Source organism: Streptosporangium longisporum (assembly GCF_039534895.1).
GTDB classification, from domain to species: Bacteria; Actinomycetota; Actinomycetes; order Streptosporangiales; family Streptosporangiaceae; genus Streptosporangium; species Streptosporangium longisporum.
Window position 1 is genome coordinate 109,666 of record NZ_BAAAWD010000028.1, and the last position, 14,868, is coordinate 124,533.

Here is a 14,868-nt window from a genome sequence, read left to right on the forward strand (position 1 = left end):
CGGCGGGAGGGGCCGCTCAGCCGTTGAACGCGTCGGAGGTGAAGTGCCGCAGCTCCTCGAAGGAGGACAGGTCCGGCACGGTCCAGCCCTCCAGGTCGTACTCGCCGAGGCACCGGTCGACCAGGGCCTTGTAGTCGTCGATCTGCCGGCCGGCGGTCTGGCTGAAGAGGAGCTCCAGCCGGATGTTCTCGTGGTTGCCGGAGTAGTTGCGCTCGTACAGCTCGTGCCGGCCGCCGAACTCCGAGCCCACCGCGTCCCAGAGGAGTTTCATCAGCTTGACCCGGTCCACGGCGTCCGCGCCGTGCGAGCCGCGCAGGTACTTGTCCAGGTACGGGCGGATCTCGGGGTTCTTGAAGTCGGCGGTGCTGGAGTTGACGTAGATCAGCCCGCTGGCCACGTCCTGCTCGATGATCTCCTTGATCCGCGTGTAGCCGAGCTGCATGAACCAGCGGTAGGCCATCACGTACTGCGGGTTGGGCAGCAGCGCGGAGTTCTTCCACGGCACCGGGTTGCGCGCCGCCGCGTCCGACAGGCCCCAGAACAGGTTCCGCCAGGCCAGCACCTCGCCCAGGCGGGTCTGCACGCCGCGGAAGTCGGCGGTGCCGTTCATCTCCAGCGCCTTGACGAGCAGGCCCGCGATGAAGTCCAGCTTCACCGCCAGCCGCGTGCAGCCGTGGAAGGCCGCCCTCTCCATGAAGCCCGACTGGCCGGAGAAGGCCCGGACCTTGCCCAGGTGGCCGTAGACGAACACGTTCTCCCAGGGGATGAGCACCTTGTCCAGGATGAGCAGGGTGTCGTTCTCGTCCATCCGTGAGGAGAGCGGGTAGTCGAAGGGCGTCCCCATGACCGCCGAGGCCGCGGTGTAGGAGGTGCGGCAGACCAGCTTCATCCCGGGAGCGGACATCGGGACGGTGGCGACCAGCGCGAACCTGCGGTCCTTGACCGGCAGGCCGGCGTGCGCGATGAAGTTGTAGTGCGTCAGCGCCGAGCCGGTGGCCACCACCTTGGCCCCGCTGACCACGAGGCCGGCGTCGGTCTCCTTCTCGACGTGCACGAAGACGTCGGCGACCTCGTCCGGCGGCCGGTCCCGGTCCACCGGCGGGTGGACGAACGCGTGGTTCCAGTACAGCACCTTCTCCTGCGACTCCCGGTACCAGCGCCGCGCGTTGTCGTCGAAGGGCGCGTAGAAGTCGGCGTTGGCGCCGAGCGTGCCGAGGAAGGAGGCCTTGAAGTCGGGGCTGCGTCCCATCCAGCCGTAGGTCATCCGGGCCCACTCGGCGATGGCCCGCTGGTCGGCGACCAGGTCGTCGACGCTGCGGGGGGTGGTGAAGAACCGGTGGGTGTACCCGTCGCTCCCGGTGTCGGTCGGCGCGGTGAGCACCTCGCGCCGGGCCGGGTCGTGCAGCGCGTCGTAGAGCCGCGCGACCATGCGCGCGGGGTTGTGGAACGCGGGGTGCGACGGCACGTCCTTGACGCGCTCCCCGTAGATGTAGATCTCACGGCCGTCCCGGAGGGTCTCGATGTACTCCTCCCCGGTCAGGGGACGGGTGCTTCGCCGGGGACCGGCGTCCGGCCGGGAAGCGTCCGGTCCGGCGGTGGGGTGGTCGACCATGGCGTCTCCGGATCTCGTCGTCTGTCGCCGCATCTGCCGTGCGCGCCCGCGTTCCGCGCGGGCACCGGGTCAGAGCCGCCTCGGGTCGGTGTCCGGTGCGGTCACCGCCGCGCGCAGCACCCGCAGGAAATCGGCCAGCATCCGGCTCATCGTGTCGGCGTCGAAGCGGTTGCTGTTGAACCCCAGGCTCCCGACCATGTCGTTGGAGGGCCCGATGTGCAGGGTCCACAGGATGCCGTCGGGGACGTCGGAGCCGACCTCCTGGGAGACGGTCCGCCGCCACAGCTTGGAGTAGGTCAGCCCCCCGGCCCGCTCGTCGGTCGCCAGGTACGGCGAGCTGATCGCCTGGAAGGCACTGACCTGGAGGTCGTCGCTGGCCACCGGGGCCATCAGGGTGGGGGCCTCGCCCAGGATCTGCACGAACGGGACGTCGTGCGAGTAGGCGCCCAGGCAGGCCTGGCGGGTCCTGCGGACCACGTCGCGGAACGTCCCGCAGCCCGACAGGTCCGTCCTGAGCGGGAGGAAGTTGATGAACGACCCGACCGTCTCGTGGAAGCGCGCGTTGCCGCGGCCGGGCGTGAACGTCGGCACCACGAGGTCGTCGGTGCCGGTCAGCCGGCTCAGGAACACCTGGTAGGCGGCGAACAGGACCATGAACGGCGAGCTCTTCAGCTCACCGGCCAGGGACACGGCCGCGGAGGCCACCTCGGTGTCGACGGCGAAGCGGTGCCAGGAGGTCGCCTTGGGCGCTCCGGCGGAGCGGGGGCGGTCGGAGCGCAGCGCGGTGATGCGCGCGTCCCGCAGGGTGTCCCGCCAGTACGCGCGTGCCGCGACCGCGGCCGGGGAGTCCGCGTTCTCCCGCTCGTGGCGGGCGTACTCCTGGTACTGCGGCACGTCGGGCAGGTCCGGTTCGGTGCCCTCGGCGCGGGCGGCGTGGCAGGCGAGCAGGTCGCGCAGGATCACGTCGATCGACCAGGCGTCGGCGGCGGTGTGGTGGGCGTTGAGCACGAGCACCGCGTCGGTGTCGTCGAAGCGGCCCACGACGGCCCGCAGCAGCGGGACCTCGCAGGCGTCGTTGGTCCCCGACTCCACCTCGTTGAGCAGTTCCTCGGCGCGGCTCTCACGCTCGTCCGCGGGGCACCCACCCAGGTCCCGTACGGTCAGCCGCGGGGAGCAGGGGGCCAGGACGCGCTGGTACGGCCGCTCGCCGTCGCGGACGATCACGGTCCGCAGCGCCTCGTGCCTGGCCACCACGTCGCCCAGGGCCGCCTCCAGCGCCGTCAGGTCGAGCTCGCCGCGCAGGCGCCACGCCCCGACCACGTGGTAGCGGGGGCCGAACGGGCCCTCCGTGGTGCCCGTGTCGAACGCGCACAGGAACTCCTGGTGAAAACTCAGCGGAATCTGCTCAACCGGTGCGACGGTGGTCATTGCCGATACCTTTCCCTAGTGACTTCCCGGCGGTACGGGCATCCGCGGGGCCTTTCCCCGGCGGCCCGGTACGGGCGGGAACGCGCACGTCCAGCGTAGATTTCCGTTCTCGTCGATGCTTCTCGGGAATTGCGTTCCTCGCTTTCCGGGAATCGCGTTCCCCTCGGGAGGCGCAGCCCCGGGACGCCCGGATCACGGTCCAGGCACCGGGACGCCGGGACCGCGCCGTCCTCGCGCGGTGCCCCGGGACGTCATCCCGCGGCGTGCCACGCGGCCTGCCGCTCCCGGCGCGCGAGCTCCTCCTCGTCGGGCGGGAGGCGCCGCACCGCCGCGCGCAGCAGCGGCGGCGCGGTCAGCGAGGTGACGACCGCGATGAAGACGATGACGGTGAACATCGCCGTGGTCAGCACCCCGAGCGCCAGGCCGGTCGCGGCGATGATCACCTCGACCATGCCGCGGGAGTTCATGCCCGCGCCCAGGGCCAGCGCCTCCCAGTGGCCCATCCGGCCGGTCCGCGCCCCCCAGGTAGGCGCCGGCGAACTTGCCCGCGGTCGCCACCAGGAGCAGCAGGACGCCGACGAGCAGGATCTCGGGCCGGGTCAGCGCCGTCAGGTCCAGGCGCAGGCCGATGCCGGCCAGGAAGACCGGGGCGAAGACCGACATGACGATCGTGCGCAGCGGCGCCAGCCGTACCGGGTCCATCAGGGTGAGCACGGCCGCTCCGGCGACGAAGGCGCCGAACAGCGCCTCCATGCCCATCGCCCCGGTGACGGCGGCGGAGAACAGCACGATCGAGACCGCGGTCGCGATCGACGAGCCCGCATCGCGGGTCACCGCGGGCAGCGCGCGGCGCGCGAGCGGGCGGCAGAGCAGGACCGCGGCGGCGACGAAGGCCACCGTGTACGCCACGGTCGCCGCCACGCCGCCGGCGTGGGCCCGGCCCGCCGCCATCGCCGAGACGAACGACAGCAGCAGCCACCCCACCGCGTCGTCGAAGAGCGCGGCGGTGACGATGAACTGGCTGATCCTGCGGTGCAGGATGCCGAGGTCGCTCAGCGTCTTGGCGATCACGGGCAGTGCCGTGACGCACATGGTGACGCCGATGAACACGGCGAAGACGTCCCGGGAGGTGCCGGGGGCCAGGACCTCACCGGGCAGGAGGTACCCGGTCGCCACGCCCAGTGCCAGCGGCACCAGCAGCCCGGCGAGGCTGATCCGCAGCGCGACCGCGCCGCGCTCGCGCAGCAGTCCGGGGTCGAGCTGGGCGCCGGTGATGCCGACCAGCAGCAGCACCCCGATCTGGCCGAAGGCGTCCAGGAGCTGGGTCTGCCCGGCCGGGAAGAGCTGTCCGGCGAGCTGCGGGGCGGCGTGGCCCAGCACCGTCGGGCCCAGCAGCACCCCGGCCAGCAGCTCGCCGACCAGCACGGGAAGTCCCAGCCGGGCCGCGAGGCGCCCGAGCAGCAGGGCCAGGGAGAGCAATACGCCCACCTGGACCAGGAAGAGCAGGAAGGACGAGCCCGCTGACGGCATGGTCGATCGCTCCGTTCACCGGCCCGCGTCAGGCCGTCTCGTGCCGGACCCACATCAGGCCGTCGGCGGAGGCGCGCAGGCCACCGGGCTCCAGCGGCCCGCCCTCGCCGGCCCGCTCGCCGAGCAGGGCCCGTCCCTGCAGGGCCGCGCCCTGCTCCAGCAGCTTGGACAGGACCGGTCCGCTCGCGGCGCCGAGGGACTCCACGGGCTGCTCCTCGAACGTGGCGACCGTCCTGGCCAGTTCCCGGGAGGTGGCGGCCATCCGTGCGCGGGCCATGACGCCGTCGGCGATCTCGTCCGACGCCACGCCGCCGACCAGCTCGACGAACGCCTCGATGTCCGTGGGGGCGGTGTTGGAGACCTTGCGCGCCTGCCAGAAGTAGGAGTCCTCGGAGCGGTGCATGTCGTAGAAGCCGATGAGGAACTCGTGGAAGAGCCCGTACTCGCGGCGGTAGCGGCGCTCGAACTCGGCGAAGGCGCTCTCCTCGTCGATCGTGCCGGCCAGGCAGGAGTTGACGGACCGGGCGGCCAGCAGCCCCCCGTAGGTGGCCAGGTGCACGCCGGAGGAGAAGACCGGGTCGACGAAGCAGGCCGCGTCACCGACCAGGACCATTCCCGGGCCCCAGAAGCGGGTGTTGCAGTACGACCAGTCCTTGCGGACGCGGAAGCGCCCGTAGGGTCCCTCGGTGACGCGGGTGGCGCCGGCCAGCTTCTCGCGGATGAGGGGGCAGGCGTCGATGAACCTTTGCATCGCCGCCTCGGGGTCTCCCTGCACGAGCTGCGCCGACTCCTGGCCCACCACCGCCCCGACGCTGGTCAGGGTGGGGCTGAGGGGGATGTACCAGAACCAGCCGTGGTCGAAGGCGACGCTCAGGATGTTGCCCGAGTACGGCTCGGGCAGCCGCCCGCCGCCCTCGTAGTACGTGAACAGTGCCAGGTTCCGGAAGAACGGCGAGTACTTCCGCTCCGAGCCCGCCCTGCCGTACAGGCGGCTGGTGTTGCCGGAGGCGTCGACGACGTACCGGGCGCGGACCTCGGCGGTCCTGCCGTCCAGGTCGCGGTAGCGCACGCCGCGGACGCGCCCGTCCTCCTCGACGACGCCGGTGACGGGGCTGTTCTCCCGTACGTCCACGCCGTTCTTGCGCGCGTTCTCGAGCAGGATGGTGTCGAATTTCATCCGCTCCACCTGGTACGCGTGCGAGGTGGGCCCGGCCATTTTCCGGGAGACGGCGAACTCGAATGTCCACGGCTTCGGATTGCTGCCCCACTTGAACGTCCCGCCGCGTTTCACGGTGAAACCCGCGCGCCGGATCTCGTCGTCGACGCCGAGCAGGTGGGCGATTCCGTGAACGGTCGCGGGAAGCAGCGACTCGCCGATCTGGTAACGGGGGAAGCTCTCCTTCTCCAGCAGGAGGACCCGGTGCCCGTGCTTGCTCACGAGAGTGGAGACGGTGGATCCCGCCGGGCCACCTCCGACCACCACCACGTCGTATTCCTGCGGTGAACTCACCGGTGCTCCTCTCTAACGGGCGGCCTGCCCAGGCCGCGGCGACCGCACGCGGAAAACGACCCGGCGGCGGTTCCGACGAATCCGTCCACCGCATCCTCACCGTCGCCGCCGGGCCGCGCATCTTCCGTGTTGCGGCGGCCGTCGTGCGAATATGGCAGGAACATGAACCCCTTCCGGGGGAATGTTCGCACTCGCGGCGCTGGACTCCAGGGCCCTTTTCGCACAGAATCTGTGAACGCTGTCGTGATTTCCATTCCGCTGTGATTCGTGCGATCTCATGAATTGTCAGAGGTGAGTAATGTGACCATGGTAGAGACCCGCGTGGAGGTCGGGTTCGACGGTGAGAGCCTGGACATCGGGGACGTCCGGCGGGTGGCCGTGGACAGGGCGTCCTGCAGCGTCACCCCCGAGGCCCTGTCCAGGGCGGCGGAGAGCCGGCGGATGTTCGAGGACATCGCCCGCCAGAACATCCCCATCTACGGCGTCACCACCGGCTACGGCGAGATGATCTACATGCTGGTCGACGTCTCCAAGGAGGTGGAGCTGCAGACCAACCTGGTCCGCAGCCACAGCGCCGGCGTGGGCCCGCTCTTCGGCGAGGAGGAATCCAGGGCGATCCTGGCCGCCCGGCTCAACGCCCTGGCCAAGGGCCACTCCGCCGTACGGCCACAGGTGCTGGAGCGGCTGGCCCTCTACCTCAACCGGGGCATCACCCCGGCCATCCCGGAGATCGGGTCGCTCGGCGCCAGCGGCGACCTGGCGCCGCTGTCCCACATCGCCTCCACGGTCATCGGCGAGGGATACGTCCTGCGGGACGGCCGGCCGGTCGAGACCGCGACGGTCCTGCGCGAGCACGGGATCGTCCCGCTGGAGCTGCGCTTCAAGGAGGGCCTCGCGCTGATCAACGGCACCTCCGCGATGACCGGTCTGGGCTCGCTCGTCGTCTGCCGGGCCCTGGACCAGGTCAGGCAGGCCGAGATCGTCTCGGCCCTGATCATCGAGACCCTCCGCGGCTCGACCAGCCCGTTCCTGCCCGAGGGCCACGAGATCGCCCGCCCGCACCCCGGCCAGATCGACAGCGCGGCCAACCTGCGGACGCTCATGGGCGGCAGCGGCCTGACGGTCGACCACCGCGACCTGCGACGGCAGGTGCAGCAGGGCAGGCGGGACGGGGTGGAGGTCCAGCGCACCGACACCTACCTGCAGAAGGCCTACTCGCTGCGGGCGGTGCCGCAGATCCTCGGCGCGGTACGGGACACCCTGGCCCACGCCGGGGACAAGCTCCGCATCGAGCTCAACTCCGCCAACGACAACCCCCTGTTCTTCCCGGGCCAGGAGGTCTTCCACGGGGCCAACTTCCACGGCCAGCCGATCGCCTTCGCGATGGACTTCGTGACGATCGCGCTGACCCAGCTCGGCGTGCTCTCCGAACGCCAGACCAACCGGCTGCTGAACCGGCACCTCAGCTACGGCCTGCCCGAGTTCCTGGTCTCCGGGGACCCGGGACTCAACAGCGGGTTCGCCGGGGCGCAGTACCCCGCCACGGCGCTGGTGGCCGAGAACCGGACGATCGGCCCGGCCAGCACGCAGAGCGTGCCGTCCAACGGCGACAACCAGGACGTCGTCAGCATGGGCCTGATCGGCGCCCGCAACGCGCGCCGGGTCCTGGGCAACAACGACCGGATCCTCGCGGTGGAGTTCCTGGCCGCGGCCCAGGCGGTGGACGTCTCGGGACGCCACGACGGGCTGAGCCCGGCCGGCCGGGCGGCCTACGACGCCGTCCGCGCGCTGGTGCCCACGCTCGACCGTGACCGGTTCATGAGCGACGACATCGAGACCGTGGCCTCGGCCCTGTCCCAGGGGCACTTCCTGGAGGCCGTGCGGCACGGCGGCGTCGAGCTTCGCTGAGCCGCCGGAGAAGGCCGGGGACGCGCGAGACCGTCGGAAGGCCGGTGCGGGACGGGCGGAAAGGCCCTCCCGCACCGGCCTTCGCCGTTCCCCGCGCCCCGTTCGTCAGCACGGCACGAACGTCAGCGGGCCCCGCCTCCGTCGCGTGGAGGCGGGGCCCGCTCGTCGCCGGCCGCCGTCAGGCGGCGCCGCTGTCGGGGATCCCGAGCCACCAGGGGTTGGCGCGGGCCCACTCGATGGTCCGCAGCAGTCCGTCCCGGAGCGGCGTGGTGCACTCCCAGCCCAGCAGCGCGCGTGCCCGCGCGGTGTCGGGCACCCTGCGGGGCAGGTCCTCGTAGGCCGGGCCGAGCCTCTCGGCCGTGTCCACCGGCACGGCCGGGCCGGCGCCGGTGAGCTCGGCGATGAGGGCGACGACCTCGGCCACCGAGGTCTCCCGGGTGCTGCCGAGGTTGAAGGCCCGCCCGACCGCCTCGGGACGGGACCCGGCCAGCAGGGTCCCCTCGACCGCGTCGGCCACGTAGGTGAAGCAGCGGGTCTGCCGGCCCCGGTCGTACACCACCGGGGGCAGGCCGTTGAGCGCCCGGTGCACGCTGCGGCTGACGATGTAGGCGGGGCGCTGGCGCGGCCCGTAGACGTTGAAGTAGCGGACGACCGTGGCCTCCAGCCCGTGCTGGCGCCCGAAGGCGAACGTGAGGTGCTCGCCGAGTGCCTTGCTGGAGGAGTAGGTCCAGCGGTCGGCCGTGGTCGGCCCGAGGACGCGGTCGCCGTCCTCGGGCCAGGGCACCGAGGGGTTCTTGCCGAAGACCTCGCTGGTGCTCGCCACCACGACCCGGGCCCCGGCCCTGGCCGCCAGTTCCAGCACGTTGCGGGTGCCGGTGACGTTGACGTCGATGACGTCCAGCGGCCGGGACAGGTAGCGGTCCACCCCCACCACCGCGGCCAGGTGGTAGACCACGTCCACGCCGCGGGTGATCGCCTCGGCCAGGCGGTCGAGGTCGCGGACGTCGCCCTCGACGTGGCGGGCGTGCTCCCCGCCCGGCCGGCCGGGCGGTGGCGCGCCGTCGAAGACGGTGACCTCGTCGCCCCTGGCGAGCAGGCGGTCGGTCAGGTGGCCGCCGACGAAACCGGAACCGCCCGTGACGACGGCGCGGACGGCGCTCATCGCCCGATCCCCCGGTAGGCGTGACCCAGTGCGCGCAGACGGGCGATCGTCTCCTTGGGGTAGTAGGCCCGCCCGTCCAGGACCAGGCAGGAGTCGGCGACGGGCAGCGTGGCGACGTCGAGATCCTCGAAGCACCGGTGCAGGGCCAGGATCGCCACACAGTCGGCGTCCCGGACGGCCTCGTGCAGGCTCTCGGCCGGCCGGACGCCCAGCAGTTCCTCGGCCTGGTCGGGGTCGACCAGCGGGTCGTGGGCGCGGACCTCCGCCCCGGCCTTGGCCAGCGCCTCGATGACGCCGCGCGCCGGGGTGGCCCGCAGGTCGCCGGTGTTGTTCTTGAAGGCCAGGCCCAGGACGGCGACCTTCGACCTGGCCGGGTCCTTGCCGCGCGCGACCAGCTCGTCGACGACGAGCTGCGCCGTGTGGGCGGGCATGGCCTCGTTGACCTCGCGGCCGGCCTGTGGCGTCCGGAGTTCCACGCCCCGGCTGCGGGCCGACCGCCACACCATCCACGGGTCCTTGGTCAGGCACGACCCGCCCACCCCGGCGCTGGGCAGCAGGATGTTGACGTTGCCGGACCCCTTGGGCAGGGAGTTGGCCGCCTCGATCACGTCGAGGACGTCCACGTCGTACAGCGAGCAGAACATGGCCAGCTCGTTGGCGAGGGCGATGTTCAGGTCGATCCACCAGTTGCTGGCCAGCTTGGTGATCTCGGCCGCCTCCGGTGACTCGTGCTCGATCACCCGGACCCCCAGGGCCCGCCGCCAGAACTCCGCGGCGGCCCGCGTGCTGCGGGCGTCGATGCCGCCGACCACGATCGGCAGCGTGCGCAGCTCCTCCAGGGCGGTGCCCTCGGCGAGCCGCTCGGGGGTGCAGGCGAGCATGAAGTCCCTGCCCGCGGTCAGCCCGCCGCGCTCCAGCAGCGGGACCACGAGCTCGCGGGTGGTGCCCGCGGCCAGGGTGCTCTTGAGCAGCACCAGCTGGCCGGGCCGCAGGTGCTCGCCCAGTGCCAGGCAGGCGGCGCGGAGCTGGCCGTCGGCCATCGACCCGTCGTCCCGGATCGGCGTGCCGACCGCCACCACCACGACGTCGGCCGCGGAGACGGCCGGATGCTCGCCGGTGACGCGCAGCCTGCCGGCCGTCGTGACGCGCGACAGGACCTCCTCCAACTCGTGCTCCTGGAAGCGGCAGTGACCGCTCCTCAGCTCACCGACCAGCACCGGATCGGTGTCGACCCCGACGACGTCCAGCCCGCGGTCGGCCAGCGCCGCCGCAAGGCACGATCCGACGTACCCCAGGCCGACCACGGCGACGGTCGGGTTCTCGCGTGCGTCCACCCCCGGCAGCTCCGGGAGGTCCACCACTGGCACGGCCATGAACCACCTCTCGGTCTCCTCGTCAACGGCATGCCGGTCGGCGGCCGCGGCCGGGGCACGGGGCGATCCGGCACGCGGTCCCGCCCTCCCCGGTGGCGGGCTTTCCCCGCCCCGGGCACGGCGTTCCCCCAATGCTGGTCGGCGCGGAATCGTCGCGCACCTTCCCGGTTGCGGCGGTCCCCCGAATTCCCGCGCCTTTCGTCGCGTTCTCCGCCCGTTGCCGCGGGATTCCCGGGCCGCCCTGGAGTTTCGCGCCGGCGCGTCCACGCGGGGACGTTTATCGGAAATTGCCGTATCGGGCCCGTTCATTGTCGGCGCCGTTCCCCGCCATCACTATGGACGTCGGAGGAAAACCACCGTCATGCGAACGGGGTACCGATGAAAGAAATGATCAATGTCTTCCAGCCCATGCTCGGGGAAAGGGAACTGGCCGCCGTACGGGAGGTCTTCGAGAGCAACTGGATCGGCCGGGGCGCGCGGACGAAGGCGTTCGAGGAGGGGTTCGCCCGTCACCTCGGCGTCGGCCCGCGGCACGTGACCTCCACCAACTCGTGCACCGAGGCGACGTTCATCGCGATGGAGCTGGCCGGTGCCGGACCGGGCTCGGAGGTGGTCATGCCGACGATCAGCTTCGTCGGCGCGGGCAACGCCGTGGCCTCGCGCGGGGCCAGGCCGGTCTTCTGCGACGTCGACCCGAGGACGCTGAACCCCACCGCCGCCCACATCGAGGCCGCGCTGACGCCGCGGACCAGGGCCGTCGTCGTCCTGCACTACGGCGGTCACCCCGGCGACATCGTGGAGATCGCGCGGCTGTGCCGGGAGCGCGGCGTCCTGCTGATCGAGGACGCGGCGATCGGGGTCGCCTCGCGCGTCGACGGCCGCGCCTGCGGGACGTTCGGCGACATGGGGGTCTGGAGCTTCGACCACGGCAAGATCATGGTCACCGTGGACGGCGGCATGCTGTACGTCCGCGACCCCCGGGCTCGCGGCGCGCGCCCCCAAGCTGGCCTACCTGGGGATGGAGCAGACCAGCGGGTACGACCAGGCGATGCGCGAGCACACCCGGTGGTGGGAGTTCGAGCTGTCGTCGTTCTCCAGGCGCTCGGTGACCAACGACGTGCTCTCCGCCGTGGGCCTGGTGCAGCTCGGCCGCCTGCCGGACTTCGTGGCCCGCAGGCGCCGGATCGCCGAGCGGTACGACCGGGGGCTCGCCGGCGTCGAGGGGCTGCTCTGCCCGCCGCCGCTGCCGGCCGGCCACGAGTCGTCCCACTACATGTACTGGATCCAGGTCGAGGGCGGCATCAGGGACCGGCTCGCGCGCGACCTGTACGAGCGCGGGATCTACACGACCTTCCGCTACCCGCCGCTGCACCGGGTGGCGGCCTACGGCTCCGACGCCGTGCTGCCGGGCGCGGACGAGGCCGCGGCCAGGACGCTCCTGCTGCCCATGCACCAGGGGCTGACCGACGCCGACGTGGACCGGGTCGTCGAGGCGGTACGCGAGTGCGTGCCCGCCCTCCTGAGGCGCAGCCGGGGCCGGAGCCTGGCGGGGGTCTGAGGACCACCCCCGGGGCCGCGTGGCCCCGGGGCGTACGGCCGCGTGATCGCATGACCGGACGCCGGGACGATCCGGCGTCCGGTCTCCCATGTCCGCCGGGACTCCTGAGCCGCCATGCCCCGTGACGGCCGGGACGTCCGAGCCCCCGCGTCCCGTGACCGCCGGGACGGCCGGGACGGCCGGGACGGCCGCGTCCCGTGACGGTCCGGGCGCGGGGCGGCCTCGGTGGGCCCGTCACGGGACGCGGGCGGCGGGGTGGCTCAGACGATCCGGACCTCCGGCACGTACAGGATCCACCGGCCCCCGCGCTGGCGGAACGCCCGCTCCTTGGCCATGATCTCGTCGGCGTGGTTCCAGGCGAACAGCAGGGCGTAGTCGGGGTAGGGGTCGGAGAACGCCTCCGGCGGCAGCACCGGCAGGTGCGAGCCGGGCACGAGGTGGCCCTGCTTGGACGGGGTGGAGTCGCACACGAACGGGACCAGGTCCGGGCCGATCCCGCAGTAGTTGGTCACCGTGGTGCTCTTGCCCGGGGCGCCGTAGCCGACCACCCGCTTGCCCTGCGCGCGCAGGTCGCGCAGCAGGGTGACCAGGTCCTTCCGGACGCGCTCCACCCTGTCCCGGAAGCGGCCGAGCGCCGCGAGGTCCGACAGGCCCCGCTCGCGCTCCTCGGCGAGCAGCTCCCGCACCGCGTGGCTGGGCACCCGCGCGCCTGGCCGTGCCAGCGTGTAGCGGATCTCGCCGCCGTGCAGCGGGATGCGCTCGGCGTCGACCAGCTCGAACCCGTGGCGCTCGGCCATCGCCCGTACCGAGGTCACGCTGAAGTAGAAGACGTGCTCGTCGTAGATCTGGTCGAACGCGGTCCGCTCCGTGATCGTGCCCAGGTAGGGCTCCTCGAACACGAAGACGCCGCCCGGCGCGAGCAGCGCGTCGACCCCGCGCAGCAGCGAGGCGACGTGCGCGATGTGGCAGATGGTGTTGGCGCCGAAGACGACGTCCGCGGCGCCGTGGCGGGAGCGGATGCCGGCCGCCGTCCGCTCGTCGAAGAACTCGGTCAGCACGTCGACACCCCTGGCGCGGGCCAGTTCGGCCACGTTGGTGGAGGGCTCGACGCCCAGGTGCCGTACCCCGGCCCTGGCGATCGTCGACAGCATCACCCCGTCGTTGCAGCCGATCTCGACGATGAACGGGTCGGGACCGGTGAGCTCGGTCTCGAGGAGGCGGAGCGCGTTCTCCTCGAAGTGCTTGCGGTGACCGGCGGATCCGGACGCGTGGTAGCGGTATCCGCCGTGGTACCTGCGTTCCTGCGGGACCTCGTCGAGGAGCTGCGCCATCGCGCAGTCCGTGCAGATCCCGGCCGCCAGACGGAAGAAGTACTCCCCGTCGGTCTCCTCCGGCCGCAGGAAACCGTTGGCCGTCGGCTGCCGTCCCAGGTCGACGAACTCCCGCAGTTCACCTTCGCATACACGGCATCTTCTGTACATGTGCCGGATCGTAAACGCGCCCGTCCCCGGGCCGCTTCTTCACCAGTGCCGTTTTCCGCCCCGTGACCGTCGTCCGCCGGCCGGACGCGGCGCTTTTCCCGGGCCGCTTTCCCCGGGACCGCTTTCCCGGTGGCCTCACCGCATTTACGGAGATGCGGACGTGAATGGCGTGTCGATGATTCTGAGTAGTCGTCACATCGGGAACGCCAGCTTTTCTGTAGGGGACATCGATGGTCACCAGCGGTAACGTCACCCTGTCGGACTCCGATTACCTGCGGCTCATCATCCACGGCACGACCGCCTTCGAGCTGCTCCGCACCGCCCTGGAGTTCGGCCTCTTCGAACGCCTGGAGTCCTCCGGCGGAATGGACGTGGCCGAGGCCGCGTCGGCCCTGGGGGTCGCCGAGCAACCGGCCCGCGTCCTGCTGCTGGGCCTGACCTCCCTGCGGCTGCTGGAGCGGCGCGACGGCAGGTACGTCAACAGCCCCGTGGTGAGCCGCAAGCTCCTGCGCGGCGGCGCGCGCTTCCTGGGCCCGCTCGTCGACGTCCAGGCCCGCGTCATCAACGCGAGCATGCCGGACCTGGCCGAGGCGGTACGGCGCGGCACCAACGTGGGGCTGCGGCACCTCGACGGCCCCGGCACGACGCTGTACGAGCGGCTCACCGCCCACCCGGACCTGCAGGAGGTCTTCTACGCCAACATGGGCGACGCGTCGCGCAAGTCGTTCGCGCAGCTGCTGGACCACTACGACTTCAGCGGGATCCGGCACGCCGTCGACGTCGGCGGCGGCGACGGCACCAACGCCATCGAGCTGGCGCGGCGCTACCCGCACCTCACGGTGACGGTGTTCGACCAGGAGAGCGTGGTCCGGCTCGCCTCCGAGCGGATCGACGACCCCGACCTGCGCAAGCGGGTCCGCTTCCGCGCCGGGGACCTGCTGACCGACCCGCTGCCCGAGGGCGCCGACGCGGTCCTGCTGTTCCACATCTTCGAGATCTGGTCGCTGGAGCGCAACACCGAGTTGCTGCGCCGGTGCCACGACGCGCTCCCCGACGGGGGCGTGTGCCTGGTCTACAACATCTCCTCCGACGACGAGGGCACCGGGCCGATGACGGCCGGGCTGGTGTCGCCGTACTTCCTCACCCTCGCCTCGGGCGAGGGCATGGCCTACTCACCGGGCGACATGGAGCGTGCCGTCCGCGCCGCCGGCTTCTCGCGGGTGGAGCGCCACCAGGACCTGGGCTTCAGCCACGCGCTCGTCGTCGGCCACCGGTGAGATCCCCCTTTCACTGACCGCACGCTGCG

General features: G+C 71.9%; 9 protein-coding genes and 2 pseudogenes. 4 read left to right on the top strand and 7 right to left on the bottom strand.

Annotated elements, in window-relative coordinates:
• Window positions 1-16 precede the first annotated feature (16 nt).
• The 4 genes from ABD832_RS38460 to ABD832_RS38475 all read right to left on the bottom strand — a co-directional run bounded on the left by ABD832_RS38460 (window position 17) and on the right by ABD832_RS38475 (window position 6,080).
• Complete coding sequence (locus ABD832_RS38460) at window positions 17-1,612, bottom strand: 4-hydroxyphenylacetate 3-hydroxylase family protein (protein WP_344906518.1); 1,596 nt, start codon at window positions 1,610-1,612, stop codon at window positions 17-19.
• Window positions 1,613-1,681: 69 nt separating this feature from the next.
• The gene (locus ABD832_RS38465) at window positions 1,682-3,040 is read right to left on the bottom strand and encodes a condensation domain-containing protein (protein ID WP_344906521.1); all 1,359 of its coding nucleotides are present in this window, start codon (window positions 3,038-3,040) and stop codon (window positions 1,682-1,684) included.
• A 192-nt stretch (window positions 3,041-3,232) separates the two neighbouring features.
• Window positions 3,233-4,570 (bottom strand): cation:proton antiporter, encoded by a 1,338-nt coding sequence (locus tag ABD832_RS38470; protein ID WP_344906524.1) that lies wholly within the window; start codon window positions 4,568-4,570, stop codon window positions 3,233-3,235.
• A gap of 28 nt (window positions 4,571-4,598) precedes the next feature.
• Window positions 4,599-6,080 (bottom strand): FAD-dependent oxidoreductase, encoded by a 1,482-nt coding sequence (locus tag ABD832_RS38475; protein ID WP_344906527.1) that lies wholly within the window; start codon window positions 6,078-6,080, stop codon window positions 4,599-4,601.
• Between the two features lie 306 nt (window positions 6,081-6,386).
• On the opposite strand from ABD832_RS38475, the gene cmdF reads away from it, so the two are divergent.
• Window positions 6,387-7,988, top strand: coding sequence for a tyrosine 2,3-aminomutase (gene cmdF, locus ABD832_RS38480; RefSeq protein WP_344906594.1), 1,602 nt, complete (start codon window positions 6,387-6,389; stop codon window positions 7,986-7,988).
• A gap of 178 nt (window positions 7,989-8,166) precedes the next feature.
• Here cmdF and ABD832_RS38485 read toward each other — a convergent pair whose 3' ends face one another.
• Together ABD832_RS38485 and ABD832_RS38490 are read right to left on the bottom strand one after the other, a co-directional pair.
• Complete coding sequence (locus ABD832_RS38485; RefSeq protein WP_344906530.1) at window positions 8,167-9,150, bottom strand: NAD-dependent epimerase/dehydratase family protein; 984 nt, start codon at window positions 9,148-9,150, stop codon at window positions 8,167-8,169.
• Window positions 9,147-10,523 (bottom strand): nucleotide sugar dehydrogenase, encoded by a 1,377-nt coding sequence (locus ABD832_RS38490; protein ID WP_344906533.1) that lies wholly within the window; start codon window positions 10,521-10,523, stop codon window positions 9,147-9,149. Before ABD832_RS38490 ends, ABD832_RS38485 begins: the two co-directional genes overlap by 4 nt.
• A gap of 408 nt (window positions 10,524-10,931) precedes the next feature.
• Here ABD832_RS38490 and ABD832_RS42470 point away from each other — a divergent pair.
• Window positions 10,932-11,438: pseudogene (locus ABD832_RS42470) on the top strand (aminotransferase class I/II-fold pyridoxal phosphate-dependent enzyme); the annotation flags it as partial.
• A gap of 73 nt (window positions 11,439-11,511) precedes the next feature.
• A pseudogene (locus tag ABD832_RS38505) lies at window positions 11,512-12,081 on the top strand (DegT/DnrJ/EryC1/StrS family aminotransferase); the annotation flags it as partial.
• Between the two features lie 260 nt (window positions 12,082-12,341).
• On the opposite strand, the gene ABD832_RS38510 reads toward ABD832_RS38505, so the two are convergent.
• The gene (locus ABD832_RS38510) at window positions 12,342-13,562 is read right to left on the bottom strand and encodes a methyltransferase domain-containing protein (RefSeq protein ID WP_344906542.1); all 1,221 of its coding nucleotides are present in this window, start codon (window positions 13,560-13,562) and stop codon (window positions 12,342-12,344) included.
• A 230-nt stretch (window positions 13,563-13,792) separates the two neighbouring features.
• Here ABD832_RS38510 and ABD832_RS38515 point away from each other — a divergent pair, with 230 nt between their 5' ends.
• Window positions 13,793-14,839 carry a methyltransferase gene (locus ABD832_RS38515; protein ID WP_344906545.1) on the top strand — a complete coding sequence of 349 codons (1,047 nt, stop codon included), beginning with the start codon at window positions 13,793-13,795 and terminating at the stop codon, window positions 14,837-14,839.
• Window positions 14,840-14,868: the final 29 nt, after the last annotated feature.

What these genes read in the sequence shown, in the direction of transcription:
- ABD832_RS38485 (WP_344906530.1), bottom strand. Translation starts at nt 9,150, where the DNA reads ATGAGCGCCGTCCGCGCCGTCGTCACGGGCGGTTCCGGTTTCGTCGGC.
- ABD832_RS38470 (WP_344906524.1), bottom strand. Translation starts at nt 4,570, where the DNA reads ATGCCGTCAGCGGGCTCGTCCTTCCTGCTCTTCCTGGTCCAGGTGGGC.
- ABD832_RS38515 (WP_344906545.1), top strand. Translation starts at nt 13,793, where the DNA reads ATGGTCACCAGCGGTAACGTCACCCTGTCGGACTCCGATTACCTGCGG.
- ABD832_RS38510 (WP_344906542.1), bottom strand. Translation starts at nt 13,562, where the DNA reads ATGTACAGAAGATGCCGTGTATGCGAAGGTGAACTGCGGGAGTTCGTC.
- cmdF (WP_344906594.1), top strand. Translation starts at nt 6,387, where the DNA reads ATGGTAGAGACCCGCGTGGAGGTCGGGTTCGACGGTGAGAGCCTGGAC.
- ABD832_RS38465 (WP_344906521.1), bottom strand. Translation starts at nt 3,040, where the DNA reads ATGACCACCGTCGCACCGGTTGAGCAGATTCCGCTGAGTTTTCACCAG.
- ABD832_RS38460 (WP_344906518.1), bottom strand. Translation starts at nt 1,612, where the DNA reads ATGGTCGACCACCCCACCGCCGGACCGGACGCTTCCCGGCCGGACGCC.
- ABD832_RS38490 (WP_344906533.1), bottom strand. Translation starts at nt 10,523, where the DNA reads ATGGCCGTGCCAGTGGTGGACCTCCCGGAGCTGCCGGGGGTGGACGCA.